General features: G+C 43.5%; 17 protein-coding genes. 11 read left to right on the forward strand and 6 right to left on the reverse strand.

The features are described 5' to 3' along the window. Nucleotides 1–430: 430 nt before the first annotated feature. The 3 genes from galT to J7I83_RS03060 are packed head-to-tail and all read right to left on the reverse strand — an operon-like array spanning nucleotide 431 to nucleotide 4088. The gene (gene galT, locus J7I83_RS03050; protein ID WP_215099216.1) at nucleotides 431–1909 is read right to left on the reverse strand and encodes a UDP-glucose--hexose-1-phosphate uridylyltransferase; all 1479 of its coding nucleotides are present in this window, start codon (nucleotides 1907–1909) and stop codon (nucleotides 431–433) included. Between the two features lie 2 nt (nucleotides 1910–1911). Then, nucleotides 1912–2907 (reverse strand): UDP-glucose 4-epimerase GalE, encoded by a 996-nt coding sequence (galE, locus tag J7I83_RS03055; protein ID WP_215099217.1) that lies wholly within the window; start codon nucleotides 2905–2907, stop codon nucleotides 1912–1914. A 2-nt stretch (nucleotides 2908–2909) separates the two neighbouring features. Continuing rightward, on the reverse strand, nucleotides 2910–4088 hold the full coding sequence (locus J7I83_RS03060; protein WP_215099218.1) for a galactokinase: 1179 nt from the start codon (nucleotides 4086–4088) through the stop codon (nucleotides 2910–2912). Nucleotides 4089–4433: 345 nt separating this feature from the next. Between J7I83_RS03060 and J7I83_RS03065 the strand changes: the two genes are divergently transcribed. From J7I83_RS03065 to J7I83_RS03100, 8 genes are all read left to right on the forward strand, one after another. Continuing rightward, nucleotides 4434–5354 carry an ArsR/SmtB family transcription factor gene (locus tag J7I83_RS03065; protein WP_215099219.1) on the forward strand — a complete coding sequence of 307 codons (921 nt, stop codon included), beginning with the start codon at nucleotides 4434–4436 and terminating at the stop codon, nucleotides 5352–5354. 236 nt (nucleotides 5355–5590) lie between these two features. After that, a complete protein-coding gene (locus J7I83_RS03070) occupies nucleotides 5591–6577 on the forward strand; it encodes a family 43 glycosylhydrolase (RefSeq protein ID WP_215099220.1) in 987 nt (328 codons plus the stop codon). Nucleotides 6578–6625: 48 nt separating this feature from the next. After that, nucleotides 6626–7900 carry an ABC transporter substrate-binding protein gene (locus J7I83_RS03075; RefSeq protein WP_215099221.1) on the forward strand — a complete coding sequence of 425 codons (1275 nt, stop codon included), beginning with the start codon at nucleotides 6626–6628 and terminating at the stop codon, nucleotides 7898–7900. Nucleotides 7901–7990: 90 nt separating this feature from the next. Next, a complete protein-coding gene (locus J7I83_RS03080) occupies nucleotides 7991–8920 on the forward strand; it encodes a carbohydrate ABC transporter permease (protein ID WP_215099222.1) in 930 nt (309 codons plus the stop codon). Then, nucleotides 8920–9753, forward strand: a complete 834-nt coding sequence (locus tag J7I83_RS03085) for a carbohydrate ABC transporter permease (RefSeq protein WP_215099223.1) — start codon at nucleotides 8920–8922, stop codon at nucleotides 9751–9753. Before J7I83_RS03080 ends, J7I83_RS03085 begins: the two co-directional genes overlap by 1 nt. A 22-nt stretch (nucleotides 9754–9775) precedes the next feature. Further along, complete coding sequence (locus J7I83_RS03090) at nucleotides 9776–11542, forward strand: glycoside hydrolase family 2 protein (RefSeq protein WP_215099224.1); 1767 nt, start codon at nucleotides 9776–9778, stop codon at nucleotides 11540–11542. 257 nt (nucleotides 11543–11799) lie between these two features. Then, on the forward strand, nucleotides 11800–12948 hold the full coding sequence (locus J7I83_RS03095; RefSeq protein ID WP_215099225.1) for an ROK family transcriptional regulator: 1149 nt from the start codon (nucleotides 11800–11802) through the stop codon (nucleotides 12946–12948). A gap of 65 nt (nucleotides 12949–13013) precedes the next feature. After that, the gene (locus tag J7I83_RS03100) at nucleotides 13014–14075 is read left to right on the forward strand and encodes an aldose epimerase family protein (protein ID WP_215099226.1); all 1062 of its coding nucleotides are present in this window, start codon (nucleotides 13014–13016) and stop codon (nucleotides 14073–14075) included. Between the two features lie 154 nt (nucleotides 14076–14229). Here J7I83_RS03100 and J7I83_RS03105 read toward each other — a convergent pair whose 3' ends face one another. From J7I83_RS03105 to J7I83_RS03115, 3 genes are all read right to left on the reverse strand, one after another. Further along, entirely contained in the window at nucleotides 14230–14619 is a 390-nt protein-coding gene (locus J7I83_RS03105) for a hypothetical protein (protein WP_215099227.1), read from the reverse strand. 4 nt (nucleotides 14620–14623) lie between these two features. Next, a complete protein-coding gene (locus tag J7I83_RS03110; RefSeq protein WP_215099228.1) occupies nucleotides 14624–14890 on the reverse strand; it encodes a hypothetical protein in 267 nt (88 codons plus the stop codon). A gap of 305 nt (nucleotides 14891–15195) precedes the next feature. After that, nucleotides 15196–16362: a hypothetical protein gene (locus tag J7I83_RS03115; protein WP_215099229.1), complete on the reverse strand. Its 1167-nt coding sequence runs from the start codon at nucleotides 16360–16362 to the stop codon at nucleotides 15196–15198. 334 nt (nucleotides 16363–16696) lie between these two features. Between J7I83_RS03115 and J7I83_RS18180 the strand changes: the two genes are divergently transcribed. The 3 genes from J7I83_RS18180 (at nucleotide 16697) to J7I83_RS03125 (ending at nucleotide 19367) form a co-directional block, all read left to right on the forward strand. Next, nucleotides 16697–16867 (forward strand): YitT family protein, encoded by a 171-nt coding sequence (locus tag J7I83_RS18180; protein ID WP_483313419.1) that lies wholly within the window; start codon nucleotides 16697–16699, stop codon nucleotides 16865–16867. Then, a complete protein-coding gene (locus J7I83_RS03120) occupies nucleotides 16864–17541 on the forward strand; it encodes a YitT family protein (protein ID WP_483313420.1) in 678 nt (225 codons plus the stop codon). Before J7I83_RS18180 ends, J7I83_RS03120 begins: the two co-directional genes overlap by 4 nt. A 239-nt stretch (nucleotides 17542–17780) precedes the next feature. Beyond that, complete coding sequence (locus J7I83_RS03125) at nucleotides 17781–19367, forward strand: L-lactate permease (RefSeq protein WP_215099230.1); 1587 nt, start codon at nucleotides 17781–17783, stop codon at nucleotides 19365–19367. Nucleotides 19368–19386 lie beyond the last annotated feature (19 nt).

A 19386-nucleotide genomic window follows, 5' to 3' on the forward strand; every position in this document is an offset into this window, starting at 1 on the left:
GGATTACTACGCTTGTTGGGGTTATACACCGCTATTCGTTTTGATTAGACTTTGTCTACAGTCTGAACAGGAGGAACCTCGAAAAGAAGGTTCCTCCTGTTGAGCTTGTAGACAAAAGAATATTTATGGTATTCAAAGAATGAATACTTATTTTATCGTGTTTATACAGGATCCTGCGCTCCAGGCGGACGCTTTCCGCGGACGAAGCGCTGAGCCTCCTCGTCGCAAGCTCCTGCGGGGTCTCATCACTCCGTTCTACCGCAGGAGTCGCCGCCTTGTGCTCCAGATCCTTGAGTGAAGGGATTACTACGCTTGTTGGGGTTATACACCGCTATTCGTTTTGATTAGACTTTGTCTACAGTCTGAACAGGAGGAACCTTAAAAAGAAGGTTCCTCCTGTTTTTATTGCATGAAACTCAATGCGGCCTACTTATTTATTCAGCGTGTTGATAAATCGCTGGAATGCTTCTTTTTCTTTTAATACGCCGGCGTCTTCAAGGACTCTGACAAACTTTTTCCCCAGCTCTTTCTGCAGGATCGCTTCTGCGTCTTCCGGTACAGAGAGCGTGCCGTATTGCGCTTTTAATTGTTCAGCCCATTCGAGGTGGAAGGGAGCTACGTTGCTTGTATTGTCGAGTAAAAATTCCTGGATTTCAGCGAGTTCCTCTTTTAAGCGCGGCGGCAAAACAGCGAGCCCCATCACTTCAATCAAGCCGATATTTTCTTTTTTGATGTGATGGACATCCGCATGCGGGTGGAAAATTCCGGACGGGTATTCCGCCGTTGTCCGGTTGTTTCGCAACACCAAATCAATTTCAAATAGTCCATTCCGCGTTCTTGCAATCGGGGTGATGGTGTTATGCGGTGTCTCGCCAGTAAAAGCCAGAACATCCGCTGATTCGTCGGAGTAATTCTTCCACGTCTGCAAAATCTCATCCGCGGCATCTGCCAGGCTGTCAATTTTTTGCCCTTTCAAGCGGATCACCGACATCGGCCATTTTACGACAGAGGCAGTGATGTCCGGATAGGAGTCCAAGCTGAATAGAAAATCGTCTTCCGCTTTGGTCATGGCAAACTCATAACGTCCAGCCTGGTAATGGTCGTGGCTTAAAATAGACCCGCCAACAATCGGCAAATCGGCGTTCGACCCGACAAAATAATGGGGAAACAGGTCTGTAAATGTAAGCAGCCGTTCAAAGCCGTTTCGATCAATTTTCATGTCGCGGTGTTCTTCAGAAAGCACAATGCTGTGCTCGTTGTAGTAGACATAGGGCGAATACTGGAAATACCAGTTTTCTCCGGTGAGCGGCACGTTAACGATCCGGTGGTTCGCCCGTGCCGGATAGCCAATGCGTCCGGTATAGCCTTCATTTTCCTTGCACAACAAGCATTTCGGGTAACTGAGCGTTTGTTTCATTTCACGTTCTCTTCTGATTTGCTCTGGATCTTTTTCCGGTTTCGACAGATTAATCGTAATGTCCATCTGTCCGTAAGGGGTATCTGCTTTATAGGAAATGTTTTTCCGGATCCGGTTCATCTGGATGTAGTTGCTGTTTTTGCTCAACTCATAAAAGTAATCGGTTGCGGCGATTGGCGACTCCGCGTATTTTTCATTGAATGCGGCATTAATGACAGAAGGCCTGGCGACAAAGCAATTCATAATATTGGCTGACAAGATTTCCTTGTCGTCAAAAATATCCAGGATCACGCCTTGTTCCACGGCATAAGCAATCAAGTGTTCCAGCAGGTTTGGAATGGTGTCGTTTGCAGGGGAGATGGGTTCTTCAGGAAACGATTCCAAGCCCAAAAGATTCATCACCTGGTTGCGGACGTAATCTGCATCCTCTGCTTTTATCAAGTCTGATTCGAGGCCCTTTTGAAGGAGTCCTGAAAGATTTTCATGAACCATATCTACACTTCCTTTTCATAGCCGTTTGGATGCGAAGAATGCCAGTGCCATGCATCTTCGATAATTTTGGTGACAGAAGTATAGGCAGGATTCCAGCCCAATACGTGTCTTGCTTTATCTGAACTGGCAATCAAGATGCTCGGGTCACCTGCTCTGCGGGGCCCAACTTTCACTGGAATGTCTTTTCCTGTTACAGAGCGGGCAGTGGAAATCATTTCATTCACAGAAAACCCTTGGCTGCTTCCAAGATTAAAGACATCACTTTCGCCGTCTTTTCTCAAATAATCCAATGCTAAGAGGTGGGCGCGGATCAAGTCTTCGACATGAACATAGTCGCGGATGCACGTTCCATCAGCCGTATCATAATCATCACCAAACACAGTGATTTCCTTTCGCTGCCCGAGTGCCGTCTGCAAGATGAGGGGAACAAGGTGGGATTCAGGGCGGTGATCTTCGCCTATTTCGGCTGTTTCTCTTGCCCCCGCTACGTTAAAGTAGCGCAAGGAAACAAATTTCAAGCCATGGGCCACGCCTGTCCACTTCATCATTTTTTCCATGGTCAGCTTTGTCTCGCCGTATGTATTGGCCGGATTGGTTGGCATCTTTTCGGTAATTGGTACGGATTCCGGCTCGCCATAAGTTGCAGCGGTAGATGAAAAGACGATTTTCTTCACATCGTGATCGATCATGGCTTTCAACAAGACCTGGGTACCGTAAACATTGTTATCGAAATACTTCAGGGGATTTTCCATCGATTCACCGACCAGCGAATTAGCGGCAAAATGAAGCACCTCATCAATCGATTCCTTTTCGAATACCGAGTTCAGAAAGTCAGCATTGCGAATATCGCCTTTGTAAAAAACAGCTTTCGGGTGCACGGCTTTCCGATGTCCTGTCTCTAAATTATCGACAACGACAACGTCTACTCTTTGATCGATTAGTTGATAAACTGCATGTGAACCAATATATCCAGCTCCGCCTAACACTAAGACACTCATGTTCAAAACTCCTCTGTAAGTTCTTTGGCGCCATCCGAAATTTTCGCTTCATAGAAAGAAGGAGAAAAACCAAATCTTTCGGTATAGCTCTTTGTTAAGTTTTCCTTAAAACTTTCGATTTGTGTCTGGTGCACAATGGCAATGGCACATCCGCCGAATCCGGCTCCGGTCATTCGTGCACCGATGACACCGGGATGTTTCCAAGCCGTTTCTGCAATATGATCGAGCTCTGCGCCGGTCACTTCGTAATCATCGCGAAGAGAAACATGGGACTCGTTCATCAATTTTCCAAACGCTGAAATATTGCCTTGCTCAAGTTCTTTGAGCGCCAGCAAGGTCCGTTCGTTTTCATAGACTGCATGCTTTGCCCGTTTGCGGTTTGTGTCATCTTCAATCAGGTGTTTGTACTGCTCGAACTCCTCTGCTGTCAGTTCGCCTAAACTGTTGACTTCGAGTTCGGTTCGTATATCAGCCAGCGCCTGTTCGCATTGGGCGCGGCGTTCATTGTATTTTGAACCGGCCAGCGTCCGCTGTTTATTGGAGTTGATAATGACAATTTCATGATCCATCAATTTAACGGGTGCGTAGCTATATTTCAGCGTTTGGCAATCCAGTAAAATCGCAGAGTCTTTTTTTCCTTTTCCAATCGCAAACTGGTCCATAATGCCGCTGTTGACGCCAATATATTGGTTTTCAACGTTTTGCCCAAGTTGAATCATGCGCAAGCGATCGATTTCTATATCGAACAGGCCTTCCACGGCAACGCCTGTGGCCATTTCAATGGAAGCGGAAGAAGACAATCCGGCACCGTTCGGAATATTTCCATAGAACAAAATATCCATTCCATAAGAGATTGCAAACCCATCTTCCACAAAATGATGGATCATGCCTTTCGGAAAGTTTGCCCAGTCATGGTCCGGGTTAAAGGATAAGTCGGCAAGGTCGCATTCGATTACTCCCCGTTCTGGAAAATTCATCGAGTAGAATCGCAGTTTTTGATCGGGGCGCTGTCGGGCAACCGCATAAGTTCCAAAGGAAATGGCGGCTGGAAACACATGTCCACCATTGTAATCAGTATGTTCACCAATCAAATTGATGCGGCCAGGCGCAAAGAAGAATCGCGGTTTTTCATCCGTCTTGAAGATGCTGTTGAAAGTTTGGGCCAACCCGTTCTGGTTCATCTTATTCCTCCAATACTTTATAAATTAATTTAATTAACATCAGTATAATTTATTTTGTTGAACTATTCAATCATGAGATTGGAAGCACTTATAAGCTGCAGACGGCGAACAAGCGATGCTATTACTGGGCGCCGAAGAGTTTTTAATGGAATTAAATTAGTGAATCTACCAGCTATCCTTAATTGAAATATTTAGTTCCTGGATCTTTTTTCGCTCGATGAAGCCAATTGTCGAATGGAATGATAACTGAGAATGGAACTTTATTCATTTCCTTCTGCTTGACTTAATCTCTGTAGTGGTATAATTTTATTACAATAAAAATCAGAGTAAAAGTAGGATATGCCCATGAGAACTTTAGAGCTAAGTTTCGAAGAATCAATTGAAGTATGTAAAGCCTTGGCCAATAAACATAGAATGGCGATATTGCGTCTTTTAAGTGAGCGGCCGCATAACGTCAACGAATTGTCGGAGCGGCTCGGCTTGCCTTTTTCTACAACTGCTGTAAATGTGAAAAAGCTCGAAGATGTAGACCTGATTACCACAGAATTGCTGCCTGGCAGAGGTACGCAAAAGATCAACACAAAAAAATACGATCAGATTATCATCGATATTGCACCCCAAGAAAAAAAAGAAGCAGAAGAAACGATTATTTATGATATGCCGATTGGCCAATACACGGATTGCAGCATCGAACCAAGCTGTGGTTTAGTGGGGGAATCTGATTATATTAACGGACATGATGATCCGCGTGCTTTCTATGAAACGGGCAGGGACGAAGCGCAGTTAATTTTCTTCAAAACAGGTTATTTGGAATACCGATTTCCAAACCGTCTGCCCCGGGGGGAAAAAGCGGACCAAATCAAGTTTAGTGCAGAAGTTTGTTCGGAAGCTCCGTTATTCAAATTGGATTGGCCTTCCGATATAACCGTTTGGATTAATGGACATGAAGTTGCAACATGGACGTCTCCAAGCGATTTTGGTGGGGAGCGGGGGTTTCTTACGCCAAAATGGTGGATGACGAACCATACCCAATACGGTTTGCTGAAAAACTGGCGAGTGACCAAAGAAGGCTGTTACCTGGATGACAAGCTAGTGAGCAGAGAGTGTACAATAGATACATTGAAAATCGCTGAAACTCCTTATATCTCTTTTAAAATTGGTGTTAAAGAAGATGCACTCAATGTAGGTGGAATAAATTTATTCGGCCACAAATTCGGGAATTACAGGCAAGGAATTGTGATGCGTTTACTGACAGAGCCTAAATAATAGAATCCGTTTTCAAAGCAAGATCCACAGAAAGCTACTGTGGATCTTGCTTTTTTTTTTATGAGGGCAAAAGATAGAATAAAAAAAGTTTTCTGATTTTTATTACGAATATACTTGTAATGAAACAAACTTATATATTACAATGGCTTCATGTAAGTGCTTTCAATAATTAAGGTAAAGGAGTTGATGGAACAATATATAAGTTTTCGGTTTTTGGCGTCTTTTTACTATCAATAATGTTGACAGGCTGTTCTCCAGAAGAAGAACAGACGAAAGAAACAACATCTTTTAACAACCCTGTGTACGAACCAGTATTAGCAGATCCTTCAATTATCAAAGCCGAGGACGGCAGTTACTACGCTTATGGTACAGAAGATGCTTGGGGAGATGATTCTGAAACAAAATTGGTTCCAATTTCTCGATCCACAAACTTAATTGATTGGGAGTTCGTTGGGGAAGCGTTCGAAGAAAAGCCCGACTGGAAAGCAGCGGGAGACATCTGGGCGCCAGATATTCAATTTTACAATGATCAATATATGCTTTATTACTCTTTATCCTTATGGGGAGATCTGAATCCAGGAATCGGTGTAGCAGTTTCCGACACTCCGGCAGGTCCTTTTCAAGACAAAGGAAAGATGTTCACAAGCGAGGAAATTGGCGTAGCTAACTCGATTGATCCATTTTTCTACGTTGAAGGTGATGTCCCTTATCTTGTTTGGGGAAGTTTCCATGGCATTTATGGAATTGAACTGTCACAAGATGGAGTGACGACGGTTGGTGAAAAGTTTCAGCTTGCTGGAGAGGATTATGAAGCACCCTATATTATCGAGCGGGATGGATTTTATTACTTTTTTGGTTCCAAGGGTTCTTGCTGCGAAGGAGAAGACAGCACTTATCATCTAGCAATTGCACGGTCAGAGAGTTTCAAGGGCCCATACGTTGACCGCGAAGGAAAGACATTGCTCGACAATGGCGGGACAACGATCCTATCCTCCGATGAAGACAGCAAGTTTGCTGGCCCTGGACATAATTCGATTATTACAGACGAGGCAGGAGAAGACTGGCTTGTCTATCATGCAATTGAAAAGACCGATCCATTGCTGTGGACGGGTGCTTCAAGAAGGCCACTGATGATAGATCCTATTGTCTGGGAAGATAGCTGGCCATTGATCGAAGGCGGGCAGCCAAGCGAAGAACAACTAAAAGTTCCAGTTACGGATTAAAGGATTGAATACAATACTGCGCTTTAACTAAGAAAAGGGAGTGGGAAAATGAAGAAGACGAATAAACGATGGAGTGCTTTGGCAGTGACATGTTCGGCAGTTTTGTTGACAGCATGCAGCGGCAATAGTGGTGTAGTTGAAGAGGGTGGAAATTCTGGAAGTTCTGAAGACAACTCTGAAATCACGCTTTGGGCTCCTTTCTCAGGCCCAGATGGTCCTTATATGAAGGAAATTGTCGATGGCTATAACGAGTCACAGGATGAATATAACGTCAACTTCCAAATAGTTCCGCAAAGTGAATATTACAAAACTGTAGATTTGGCTGTTAATGGAGAGTCGAATATGCCAGATGTGATGGTAATGCACGGCGATCAAATATTTACGTATGCTGAAAAAGATATTATAAGAGATCTTGGTGATTTAATGGGTGATGAGATTTCGGTTGATGAATATCATCCGAATGCGATTGAAGGTGCGTCAGTAGAGGACGAATTATATGGTGTACCTTTGGATATTCATCCGCTTCTTTTCTATTGGAATAAAGATATGTTTGAAGCAGCAGGCTTAGATCCAGAACAGCCGCCGACTAATCGTGAAGAATTTATCGAGTATGCGCAGGCGCTGACAAATGAGGACGAAAACCAATATGGCTATGTTGTTCCGACGTTGTGGCCGCAAGAGTTTATCTTCCCAACAATCGTTTTCCAAAATGGCGGGGAGTTATATGCGGACGGAGAAGTTCAATTTACTTCGGATGCAGTTGTAGAAGCTTTGGAATTTGAGCGGTCGTTAATTGATGAATATGCTGTTTCTCCTAGCGATGTACAGCAAGATGGAGAAGTAACGATGTTCTTGCAAGGAAGAAGCGGCATGCACATGAATGGCCCATGGATGATGAAACAATGGGAAGATTCAGGCCTTAATTACGGCGTAGCACCAGTACCTCAATTAGGAACAGAACAAGAAGGCGTTTATGCAAACTCGCATAACTTTGTTGTTCCGGAAAGTGTAGACGAAGAAAAACTGGATGCGATTACCAACTTCTTTAGCTATGTAGGAGACAACGCATTGGCTTGGGCAGAATCGGGCCAGGCACCAGCTTCAAAAGCTGTGTACGAAAGTGACGAGTTCCAGGATGTAAATACCCAATCTTCACAAGTAGCGAAGCAATTTGATTATGTTAAATTTGGTCCAGATGTGGAAAACTGGGGACAGGCAACCGGTCCTTTGATGGAAGCAGTCAATGAAGTGCTGTTAGGACAAAAAGATACAACAGAAGCATTGGAGGAAGCGCAACAAAAAGCTGCCAATGCTTTAGAATAACAAATTAAAAAGTAAGCAGGTGGAGTCTGCACTGCTTACTTTTTCTTTTTATCAGAAGCACTAAGTTATTCAAAATGAGGTGAGAAAGCAATGAAAGAAGCAAAATTGCCTGCGAGCAAAGCAAAAAGAGAAAGACTTTCCAAATTCACATCCTTCCTATTTGTGTTGCCGTATTTACTGCTGTTTTTAGCTTTTCTTTTTATCCCGCTTGTATATGGAATATACATTAGTTTGCACGATTATAATTTACTGTCGAGTGTGCAGCCTTTTATCGGCTTTGAAAACTACGCTACTATTTTCAATCCGGATTCTGCGATGAATTCGTTGTTCTTTGACGGACTAGGAAACACCCTCAAGTTTGTCATTTTTTCAGTGCCTTTACTAGTATCAATCGGGTTGGGGCTGGCGTTGTTGTTAAATAGCTTACCCGGAAAACTCAGAACATTTTTCCGTACGATCTATTTTATCCCTTATGCCATATCGGTTTCAGTAGTCTCCATTATTTTCCTTTGGATACTCGATACGAACTCCGGGTTGCTTAATATGTATTTAATGGATTTAGGCTTTGATGCTATTCCCTGGCTGACAAAGCAGCCGTTTGCATGGATTTCTCTTGTCGGTGCCACGATTTGGTGGACGCTGGGCTTTAATATGATTATTTTTATCAACGCTTTGAATGAAGTATCGGAAGAATTATATGAAGCCGGTGCCATTGACGGTGCGAGCGCTTGGCAGAAATTTATTCATATCACTTTGCCGACTATCCGTCCCATTATGTTATTCGTGATTATCACTTCAACCATCGCTTCGTTCAACGTCTTTGGACAACCTTATTTGATGACACGAGGCGGCCCTGGAGATTCGACGGAAGTGCTGTTAATGGGAATTGTTAACCTTGCTTTTGAAGAGCGGGAATTAGGTGTGGCATCGGCAATGGCCTTGCTCATGTCGCTGATCATGATTGTCATTTCCGTCATCCAATTTAAAATCGCCAATCGCAAACAAGGAGGGGAAAGCTGATGAAAAAGAATGGAAAGCAGATTGGACTGATCGTGCTTGCTTCGGTAATAGGGCTTTTATTTCTCATTCCTCTTGCTTGGATGATTTCCACTTCCTTTAAAAATGATTTTGAAGCTATCGCCGGAGGACTAAACTGGATACCGGAAAACTTTACTTTTGAAAACTATTTATACACGCTGACGGGTGAAGGAGTGGATGTTCCGATATTCAGGTGGATGTTCAACTCGTTATTTGCAGGACTGACCGGAACAGCAATCATCGTAACAATTGATGCGTTGGCTGCCTATGGCTTGGCACGGTTGGATGTTCCTTTCAAAAAATTCTTGTTTCCAATGTTCATTAGTACACTGATGATTCCTTTTGTCATCACGTTTCTTCCCATGTATATGCAATTCAGCAACTTTGGGTTATTGAATACGTATGCTGTATTGATTTTCCCTTATACAGCCAATGCATTCGGTGTATTTTTGCTTTATCAATTTTTTAGATCGTTCCCGAAAGAATTGGAAGAAGCAGCAAAATTGGACGGAGCGAACAAGTGGCAAATTTTCATTAAAATCGTAATTCCTTCTGCAAAACCAATCATATGGACATTGGCGATTTTCTCTTTCATGGGAATCTACAATGATTTCTTATGGCCGCTGGTGGCTACAAACTCGCCGGATATGAGAACAATCACTACCGGTATAGCCATTATGCAGCAAGGAAGTTTTACATCTTCTTATGGGAAACTGATGGCATTAACGACGATTGCCACCATTCCAATTTTAATTGTCTTCTTGATTGGACAGAAACAGTTGATCAAAGGCATTACACAGTCAGGCATTAAATAAGTGATGGAGGTAGCGTAAACATATGGCAAATTTACAAACAGAATATCCGAGACCGCAATTTCAACGAAATAACTGGTTGAACCTGAATGGGGAATGGAATTTTTCCTTTGACGATACAGAACGTGGGTTAAAGGACAAGTGGTACCAGAGCTTTCCTTCAGGACAGACCATAAAAGTTCCATTTGCCTATCAAACCGAAAACAGCGGCATTGGAGATCCTTCTTTTCACGAAGTAGTCTGGTATAACCGGACATTTTCAGTGCCGGAAGACTGGCAAGACAAAAGAATTCAGTTGAATTTCGGTGCCGTTGATTATCGTGCATGGGTCTATGTAAATGGAGAGAAAGCGACCTATCATCAAGGCGGAAATGTTCCTTTTTCTGCCGATATTACCGACTTGCTTATAGCGGGAGAGAACAATCTAACTGTAAGAGTTGAAGATCCTTCCGAAGATACGACCATACCACGAGGCAAACAGTATTGGCATGAAGAATCGGCTTCGATCTTTTATACGAGGACAACAGGAATCTGGCAGACGGTTTGGCTGGAGCCAGTGGCAGAAACCTCGATTAAAAGTTTGCGTTGGACGCCAGAAGTAGATCGTGGCGACATTGAATTTGAAACAGAAATTGCTGGGAGGGTTCTCGGAAATACGAAGTTGCGCATAAGTGTATCGTTCAAAGGCGAACCCGTTTTTAGTGAAGAAGTTACCGTTTTTCAGTCGCATATTAAGCGAAGCATCAACATCCGCGGCCGTTTTCCAGATAGAAGTAATATTCATGGGCCTGGGTGGTATTGGAGTCCGGAGCATCCGAACTTGTTCGATGCAAAAGTGGAGCTTATTGCAGATGGAAAAGTGGTTGATCTGATAACCAGCTATTTTGGGATGCGGAAAGTATCCATTGAAGATGGCAAGTTTATGCTGAATAACAAGCCCTATTACCAAAAGCTCGTTCTTGATCAAGGCTATTTTCCGGGTGGGCTTTTGACTGCAGAATCAGACGATGCGTTAAAACAGGACATCGTGCTTGCCAAGGAAATGGGATTCAACGGGGCACGCAAACATCAGAAAGTGGAAGATCCGCGATTTTTATATTGGGCAGATCAGCTGGGTTACCTTTTATGGGGTGAGATGGCGAACTGCTCGGAATACAGCGAAGAAGCAGTTGAACGGATTTCTGCTGAATGGATAGAAGCGGTTAAACGTGATTACAGCCACCCGAGTTTGGTTGTCTGGGTGCCGTTGAACGAAAGTTGGGGAATTTCCCGCGTAGCCAGGGAGAAACAGCAGCAGCATCATTCACTCGCTATGTATTATTTAACAAAATCCCTTGATCCAACTCGGCCAGTTTGTTCAAATGAAGGATGGGAACACACGGTTTCTGATTTGTGCGGCATCCATAATTACCAGTCTCCCGAGAAGATGGCAGAAGCCTACCAAACTGTCGAAAGTTCAATTGCTGCGACGCCTGCAGATCGTCCTATTTATGCGGAAGGCTTTGGATACAGAGGAGAACCTATTCTAATAACGGAGTATGGTGGAATCGCCTATGACACGAAAGAGATCGACCAGGAAAATGGATGGGGTTATTCAGCGGTTCAGGGCGGCGAAGAATTAATTGAAGCCTATCGTGCAAATACAAAAGCTTTGCTCGATTCTTCGGTAGTCCAAGGTTTTTGCTATACGCAGCTGACCGATGTGGAACAAGAAATTAATGGACTTTTGACTTATCACCGCAAGCCGAAATGTGATTTATCCGAGATTAAAAAAATCAACGATGGCAAGTAAGCCTTTTGAAAAAGATTTAACGTAACGCAATAAAATGAAAAACACCTTTCGTTGAAGAGTGAGTATGAAAATACCCATATCAGCAAAAAGGTGTTTTTCTATGGCTGTAAGAGTTCGTCATTCGATTGTCCCCGTGTCGCCAAAAAATCATAAGTTAATTTAATTAACAAAGATATAGTAGATTTTGTTAAACTATTAACTAATGAGGTTCGAAGCAGTTACAAACTGCAGGAATCTGACAAACGGGGGGATCTAGTATGCGTCAAGGCACCTTTAAATGGATGAAGTCGATGAACAAATCGATTATCCTCAATAAAATAAGAAAAGACGGCCCGATATCGCGAGCCCAAATTGCGAGAGAAACAAGTTTGACGCCGCCGACTGTCAGCAGCAATGTAAAAGAATTAATAGAAGAAAAAATAGTTGAAGAAAGCGACATCGGGCAGTCACAAGGCGGCCGGAAGCCGACCATGCTGATGATCAACAACCAGGCATTTTCCATAATAGGTGTGGATGCAGGTCCGGAAAGCATTGAATGCATTGTGGCAGATCTCGCGGGTAAGGTGCTGAATAGGTCGAAAACAACGTTGCAGCTGCCGATCAACAACCAGCAGTTTATGGCCGCATTAAAAAAAGGGATTGAAGGAGTTCTGGAAACAGCAGATCAAGCTATCGGCATCGGTGTGGCCATGCATGGCGTGGTGGAAGTTGAGACAGGCACTTCTTTATATGCGCCGAATCTCGGCTTGAGCAATATCCCAATCAAAGAAGAGTTGGAACGGGCATTTGGTCTGGAAGTGAAAGTGGAAAACGATGCGCGGGCAATGGCATTGGGTGAATACTGGTTTGGGAATCATGGAGAACTGGAGAGCATGCTGGCGGTGAATATAGGCAGCGGCGTGGGTGCGGGGCTTATCATCGATGGAAAGCTTTATCACGGTGCTTCTGATATTGCAGGGGAAATCGGCCATATGACAATCGATTTGCATGGCGAGATTTGTGAATGCGGGAACCGGGGATGTTTGCAGACCTTTGTCACCGGCCCAGCCATCGCAAGAAAAGTGACTGGGACGGCACCGGGAAATCCACTTACAGCAGAAAATGTATTTGAACAGGCTATCAGTGGCAATGAAGAATTTGCGGCTATTCTGAAAGAAACTGGAAGAGCGATGGGCGTCGGCCTGACAAACCTCATCCACATCGTCAACCCGGAAAAAATTGTGCTGGGCGGTGGGGTTTCCAAAGCAGAGACATTCATTTTGCCTGCCATACGTGAAACCATTCGAGCTTCTGCACTAACTCCTGCGGCAAGCCAAACAAAAGTGGAAGTCTCCAAATTGGGAGACGATGCCACGTTGATTGGTGCGATTACGCTGCTGCTGGTGGATATCTTTGAGGTAAAGTAAATAGCGTTTAGTGGTTTTTAGCAGTAAGTCGGGTTGCCAGATAGACAGAAAGGGTGAAAGAAGAAATGGAAGTCAGCGAAAAGGTATTTGATTACAAAGACAATCGGCCAATCAAATTATATACATTGAAAAATGATCAAGGTTTTCAAGTGTCCTGCATCGATTATGGATGTGTGATCACCGAAATTATAGCGCCAGACCGCAACGGAAACCTGGAGAACGTTGTATTGGGCTTTGATACGCTCGAAGAGTACGAGAGCAACCCGTATTTTTTCGGTGCATTGGTCGGGCGCTTTGCCGGACGGATCAAAGACGGGGAGTTTGCAATCGGGGGAACAGACTATCAAGTACCCAGAAATGCCAATGGCCATCATCTGCATGGAGGCTCCCAAGGATTTCACTCCGCGCTTTGGGATTCAAAAGTGGTCCAAACAAAAAATGAAGCAACAGTCGAATTTACGTATGTCAGTCCGGATGGTGAGGAAGGGTTTCCTGGCAACTTATCCATGACGGTCCGCTACACCCTTAAGAATAGCAGCAACCAGCTTGTCATTTCCTATTCAGGAAAATCCGACAAGACCACTTTGTTGAATGTGACCAACCACTCTTACTTCAATTTGAGCGGAAACTTCAAGCGGACGATCCAGGACCATGAATTGACGCTGAAAAGTGATCACTATTTGGAACTGGATAAAGAACTGCTGCCGACAGGCAATTTGGTTCCGGTTGCAGAAGACACGCTGTTCGATTTCCGAAACGGTAGAAGCATCAAGGAAGCAATGTCCACTGAACACCCGCAAGCCAAACTGGCTGGAAACGGTTATGACCATCCATTTTTGTTGGATCATGCAGAACAACCAGGGATTAAACTAACTGATTCAGAAAGTGGCCGGAAACTGGTTGTTGAAACAACAGAACCTGCAGTGGTGTTGTATACGGGAAACGATATCGGAGGCTCTTATTCAATCCGAGGAGTAGAAGCGCAGGACTACTTGGGGCTTTGCCTTGAAACGCAAAGTCCGCCGGATTCGTTGCGCCACCCGCACTTCCAATCCGCAGTCCTAAAAGCAGATGAGGAGTTCAAGTCGGAAACGGCTTATACGTTCTCCAGTGTCCGCAACAGCTAAAAGATTCTAGTATACAGTCTAAAAGCGTCCGCCTGCAGCGGTTTCTTGAAATCTTAAACCATTTGAGAACTTAATTCTTTAGTTCACTCTATGCAGGTAATAGAAAAAATCCACTGGAAAAGAGCCTTTCTCTTTTCAGTGGATTTTTCAGTTTCTATTCTTTCTCCGTCAAAAACGTGATGACGGCAAACAGCAGGAATGCTATCAGCAGCAAGCTGCCGCCTACGATGAACAGGATCATGACGAGGGTTTCATTCCAATTGAACGGGTTCAGGTTATACAGCCACATGCCGCCTGTCAGCGAAAAGGCACCGACCATAGCGAGCGCGCCGTGGACAGCGACAAGTTTTTTGTATTTGATGGTGTAGACCCGGTAGAAAATGCCCCAGGCAAACACCGAAAGCCAGCCGACGAGCAGGATATGGGCATGAATCGGACGCAGGGCATAGTCCATTTCCCCGGCCATTTGCGAACCGAGAAAGGTTCCGAACAAGCCGAATATTGCTGAAAAGCGTATTAAACGAAGACTCCAAGTTTTTTCCATGATGTTACCTCCAAATTATAATTATTTGCCTGAGCTTGGTATCGGGACGGATAAATAGGCCATAATGTCCACCGCCTCTTTCAACCGGAATGCCGACTGTGTTATGTAGTTTATTGGTAAAGTAGCCGTTCATGAACATTTCATTTGTGATGCTGTCCAGTCCGGCATAGGTTTCACTTTCCATCAGGCCGCGGTTAGCGGATTCGGGAAAGGTCTTGTCGTCAAGCAGTTTACCGAAAAACTGCGTGTTTCCTGAACTGTCGACGAGCACAATCTGATAGCCGAGCTTTCAACACTTTCCATTATGCAGGGTTTACTGGTCTTTGAACAGAGCAGTAGTGAGGATGGTATGATTCAACAGCATGGGATAATTCAGGAGTTAAAATACATGCAGAGCGAAAGAATGGTTTCCTATAACCAAATAAAAGGGACAGAAGAAAATCAGTGATTTTCTTCTGTCCCTTTTTAGTTTGATGGTGAACGCACTTAAGCTCTTTGTTGAAATTTCATACAGTTCATTGCATAAGGCAGAAGCTCAAGAGAGGCCATCATTAGTTTGAAAGCAACTTCTGAAGCTTACTTCGTGATGTCGAATTCAATAACCTGTTCTTCTGTAAGTGTTTCGTAACTATCGGTTGCCATAGATTCACTTAAGACAATCCGGACTTTTTCTACTTTGGCAGGATCGGTTTGAATTACAGCACCAACTTCTCCTTCTTTGCTGACGGCTCCATAATAGTCAGCATCTTGGGCTTCGTCATAATCGATAAAGTCTTTCCAGTCGTAGGCAATATCAATTTTCTCTTGTTTGCCTTCTGAGAATAAGACAATTTCATTAATCCCACGAAAAGTAATATCTTGGTCAGCGGTGTTTTCTGCATTATATTTAATATAGAAGTAGTTGAATTCTTCGCCTATCGGCTCGTCTGTGTACATATTATTTATATCGAATTGTTGATCCTCCGAAACATTCATAGCTTTTTTGAAAGACAACTCTTCGAGGGTAACGTTTATTGGATTTGCATCGTATGTTTTATTCTCGGCAACAACTGAGATTACTTCAGAAGTTTGCTCGGGTTGTTCTTCCTGAGTTTCTGCAGTTTCTCCATTTGCTGAGTCTGATTCAGCATCTTCTTCACCAAACATATCTTCCAATTGTGAAATATTAGCGAAAATTGCTTCTGTCAGATTGTCATCATCGACAATTTTGAATTCGCCATCTTCATCTTTTTCTAAGTTGAATTCAACTGTACGTGTAGCAAGTTCAGCATCTTCAGCTGTAATATACTTTAGCATCGTTTTTTCGGTCATTTCTTCAAATGCCTTTTCGGTTTCCGGAGTTTCTTCTTCGAATGCACTAGCAAATGCGAGTGGCATAATTTCAGCCATTGTACTTGTCATGACAACACCCATATCAAGAGAAGTTATTTCAGCTTTCACAACAGCCTTATCGCCATCTGCCGAAATTTCCTCAGGATTTTCAAACTCATACTTCTTGGAGATATTCTCAATCATCGTCATTGCAAGTTCTTCTTGTTCTTCAGTTGTTTCTTCCTGATCAGTTGTCAGGCTTTCCGTTCCCCCTTCAACAAATGTACCTGCCTTTTCAAAATCATTCTTTTGAATTGAGGTTAAAAATCCATCCACTGTTGAAGTAGGGTTTTCTGCTCCACATGCAGATAGAAGGCTTAAGGTTATAGTGCTAAATAATAAAGCAGTCAACAGCTTTCTTTTCATCATCATTTACTACTTCCTCTCCGAATTTAAATTGCAAACTTAGTAAATAGTATCATTTATTAGTTTATATTGGAATGAATAATGAGATAATAGTCTTAAGAATGATGTCTCGGAACCTCCGTTCCAAATTGAAGGAAGTAAGTTGGGGTGTCAGCATACCGAATTTATTGCTAACATGACTCAGTATGCAAAAAAACATATATTTGTATATCACCTCTTTAAGAGATTTTGTTTCTCCAGAAGCGGTTTTTTACGTTATTGGCTCATAAGGAAACAAACAACTAAAAATATACTTATGGAATGGATGCATAAAATATGTATCTGAGAAAGAAGCAATCTTATGAACAGATTCTACAACCTAGCGATCAACTTCGCGGCCTCCCTGGTTCTTGGGGTAGCATTCAACTTGTTTTTATTGCCGCATGAAATTTTGGCGAGCGGTGTCAACGGCATCGCGATGATCTTCAGTTTGCTGACACCGTCAACGGAGGGATTTGGCTCGTTGTCTTGAATATTCCAATCCTCATTGTCGGCTGGATGAAGCTGGGCAGAACCTTTGTTATCAACAGTGTTTTTTCGGTAGCTGTAACGTCCATCGCCATGCTGTATATTCCCATTGTCCGGATAACGGATGACGCCTTATTGTCAGCAGTCTTCGGCGGTGTGCTTGTCGGGGCAGGGGCTGGAGTCATCATCCGTTTTTACGGTTCGACAGGCGGCTTTGACCTCCTTGGCCGGTTGCTGACCATCAAACGGGATCTGCCGCTCGGCTCGCTGGTTTTCGTACTTAACAGCGGTGTGGTATTCGTCTCCGGGTTCATCTTTTCCAGGGAGCTGGCGATGTACACAATGGCTTCAATCTATATTTCCGGATTGCTTGTTGACCGGATCCACACACGCCATATCAAGTTGCCCCTGATGGTCGTGACCAATCAAGGCGAGGTGGTCAAAAGAGAGTTGCTTGATAATCTGTACCGAGGCATTATGGTAGTGGATGGAGAGGACGCATATTCAGCAGCGAAGGTCAAAGTGCTGTATACCGTCATCAGCCGGTATGAACTGGCGTATGTACGCCCCTTGATTAAAAATATCGATCCGAATGCATTTGTCAGTGTCAGTGAAAGGATGGAAGTCATGGGGGATTTCAGGAGAGACAGCAATTTCCAGAAAAAACCCGCAGTTTAAAGAGAACTCTGTCAGGCATTACTGCCTGACAGAGTTCTCTTTCTTTGTGTAAGTTGTTTGCGTGCCTGGCACCTGTGCAATAGCAGTTGAAGTAAATGAAAAAGTATTGACTAAATTCTAAATATTAGATAAAGTAACAACAGGTCATCTGATGACCTGATTTGATTCGATATAAGAAAATGTAAGCGTTCTATTAAAATGGCGAAATATAGTTTTACAATGGGAAGGGGGTTGATTTTATGCTATTACTTGCTTCCCTGAGCGCGATTATTGCACCGTTTATATTTGTGGTGATGCTCAGAATGTCTGCGTTAAAAGGAATGTTTTTCAGTGCCATTATCGTAATTGTATTTGCTTTCACAACATGGGGGATGGAAGGAAATGTGATTTTGGCTTCCATTCTGCAAGGGACACATAAAGCGTTCACCATTTTATTGATCTTATTTGGTGCAATTGCTTTATTGAATACCTTGCAGCATAACGGGGCAGTAAAGCGAATCAATCAAGGGTTTCAAAGTATTTCTGGAGACATGCGTGTCCAGGTTGTCATTGTGGCATTCTTATTTGGTTCTTTAATTGAAGGAGCAGCTGGGTTTGGAACACCTGCTGCTGTAACTGGACCATTGATGTTGGCATTGGGTTTTAATCCGCTGGCCGCTGCGGTACTGGCATTGGTTGCTGACAGTTCTGCTGTTTCCTATGGAGCGGTAGGGACACCTATACAAGTCGGATTGAGCAATATTCCGAATGCGGATCTGTCTTTTTTTCAGGAAATCGGAGTGACAATTGCCACGATTGATATGTTTGCAGGTACTTTTGTTCCTTCGATTCTGGTGATTATGCTAACGCTTATTTTCGGTGAAAGAAAAGGGTTATCGGATATTTTTGAAATACTGCCATGGACATTACTTGTCGGTCTGACCTATACATCATCCGCCCTGCTTTATGCAACGTTATTCGGTCATGAGTTTGTGGCGATTTTGGCTTCATTGACAGGGTTGGGCGTAGCCTCCTTTACAGCAAAAAAAGGCTGGCTGCTGCCGAAAGAACACTGGAAAGACGCTTTACAGGATTGTTTCAAAGTAGAAACAGAAAAGTCGGATATGGGACTGTTGACAGCATGGTCGCCTTATTTCGTGGTAGTCGGATTATTGCTTATCACGCGCGTGATACCTGAAGTAAAAGAATTTACGTTGACTGCAATCGATCTTACCTGGAACAACATACTGGGTATCGAGGGCATTACCTCTAAGTGGGAGATTTTATATTCTCCGGGGACTGTGCTTATTTTAGCTGCTGTACTTGCTGTCTTTTTTCAGCGCCAACCATTCTCTAATTTTACAAAGGCTGCAAAAGAATCTCTGTTTTCCATTAGAAATGCTGGGTTAGCGTTGATTTCTACACTGGCTTTAGTACAGGTTTTTACAAATTCCAATATAAACGTCAATGATTTAGTCAGCATGCCGAATTACATAGCACAGGCTTTAGCAGTATCAATCGGTCCAGCATGGCTATTTGCGGCTCCATTCTTAGGGGAATTGGGGGCATTTATAACCGGCAGTGCGACAGTTTCGACACTGACATTTTCTCCAATCCAATACAGTATCGCAAATCAGACTGGGCTCGACACGAATATTATTTTATCTCTGCAAATCATTGGTGCAGCAGCAGGGAATATAATCTGTGTCCATAATGTTGTTGCGGCTTCCGCAGTTGTGGGGTTGTCGGGGAAAGAAGGGACCATTATAAGAAAGACACTGATTCCAGCTGTGCTGTACGGCATACTAGCCGGAATTGGCGGATTCGTCTTGATTTCTTTCATGTAGTTTGACTCTGTCTTTTAAA

The sequence above is a fragment of the Planococcus sp. ISL-110 genome, assembly GCF_018613575.1.
Classification (GTDB): Bacteria; Bacillota; Bacilli; order Bacillales_A; family Planococcaceae; genus Planococcus.

What these genes read in the sequence shown, in the direction of transcription:
- galT (WP_215099216.1), bottom strand. Translation starts at nt 1,909, where the DNA reads ATGGTTCATGAAAATCTTTCAGGACTCCTTCAAAAGGGCCTCGAATCA.
- galE (WP_215099217.1), bottom strand. Translation starts at nt 2,907, where the DNA reads ATGAGTGTCTTAGTGTTAGGCGGAGCTGGATATATTGGTTCACATGCA.
- J7I83_RS03060 (WP_215099218.1), bottom strand. Translation starts at nt 4,088, where the DNA reads ATGAACCAGAACGGGTTGGCCCAAACTTTCAACAGCATCTTCAAGACG.
- J7I83_RS03065 (WP_215099219.1), top strand. Translation starts at nt 4,434, where the DNA reads ATGAGAACTTTAGAGCTAAGTTTCGAAGAATCAATTGAAGTATGTAAA.
- J7I83_RS03070 (WP_215099220.1), top strand. Translation starts at nt 5,591, where the DNA reads ATGTTGACAGGCTGTTCTCCAGAAGAAGAACAGACGAAAGAAACAACA.
- J7I83_RS03075 (WP_215099221.1), top strand. Translation starts at nt 6,626, where the DNA reads ATGAAGAAGACGAATAAACGATGGAGTGCTTTGGCAGTGACATGTTCG.
- J7I83_RS03080 (WP_215099222.1), top strand. Translation starts at nt 7,991, where the DNA reads ATGAAAGAAGCAAAATTGCCTGCGAGCAAAGCAAAAAGAGAAAGACTT.
- J7I83_RS03085 (WP_215099223.1), top strand. Translation starts at nt 8,920, where the DNA reads ATGAAAAAGAATGGAAAGCAGATTGGACTGATCGTGCTTGCTTCGGTA.
- J7I83_RS03090 (WP_215099224.1), top strand. Translation starts at nt 9,776, where the DNA reads ATGGCAAATTTACAAACAGAATATCCGAGACCGCAATTTCAACGAAAT.
- J7I83_RS03095 (WP_215099225.1), top strand. Translation starts at nt 11,800, where the DNA reads ATGCGTCAAGGCACCTTTAAATGGATGAAGTCGATGAACAAATCGATT.
- J7I83_RS03100 (WP_215099226.1), top strand. Translation starts at nt 13,014, where the DNA reads ATGGAAGTCAGCGAAAAGGTATTTGATTACAAAGACAATCGGCCAATC.
- J7I83_RS03105 (WP_215099227.1), bottom strand. Translation starts at nt 14,619, where the DNA reads ATGGAAAAAACTTGGAGTCTTCGTTTAATACGCTTTTCAGCAATATTC.
- J7I83_RS03115 (WP_215099229.1), bottom strand. Translation starts at nt 16,362, where the DNA reads ATGATGATGAAAAGAAAGCTGTTGACTGCTTTATTATTTAGCACTATA.
- J7I83_RS18180 (WP_483313419.1), top strand. Translation starts at nt 16,697, where the DNA reads ATGAACAGATTCTACAACCTAGCGATCAACTTCGCGGCCTCCCTGGTT.
- J7I83_RS03125 (WP_215099230.1), top strand. Translation starts at nt 17,781, where the DNA reads ATGCTATTACTTGCTTCCCTGAGCGCGATTATTGCACCGTTTATATTT.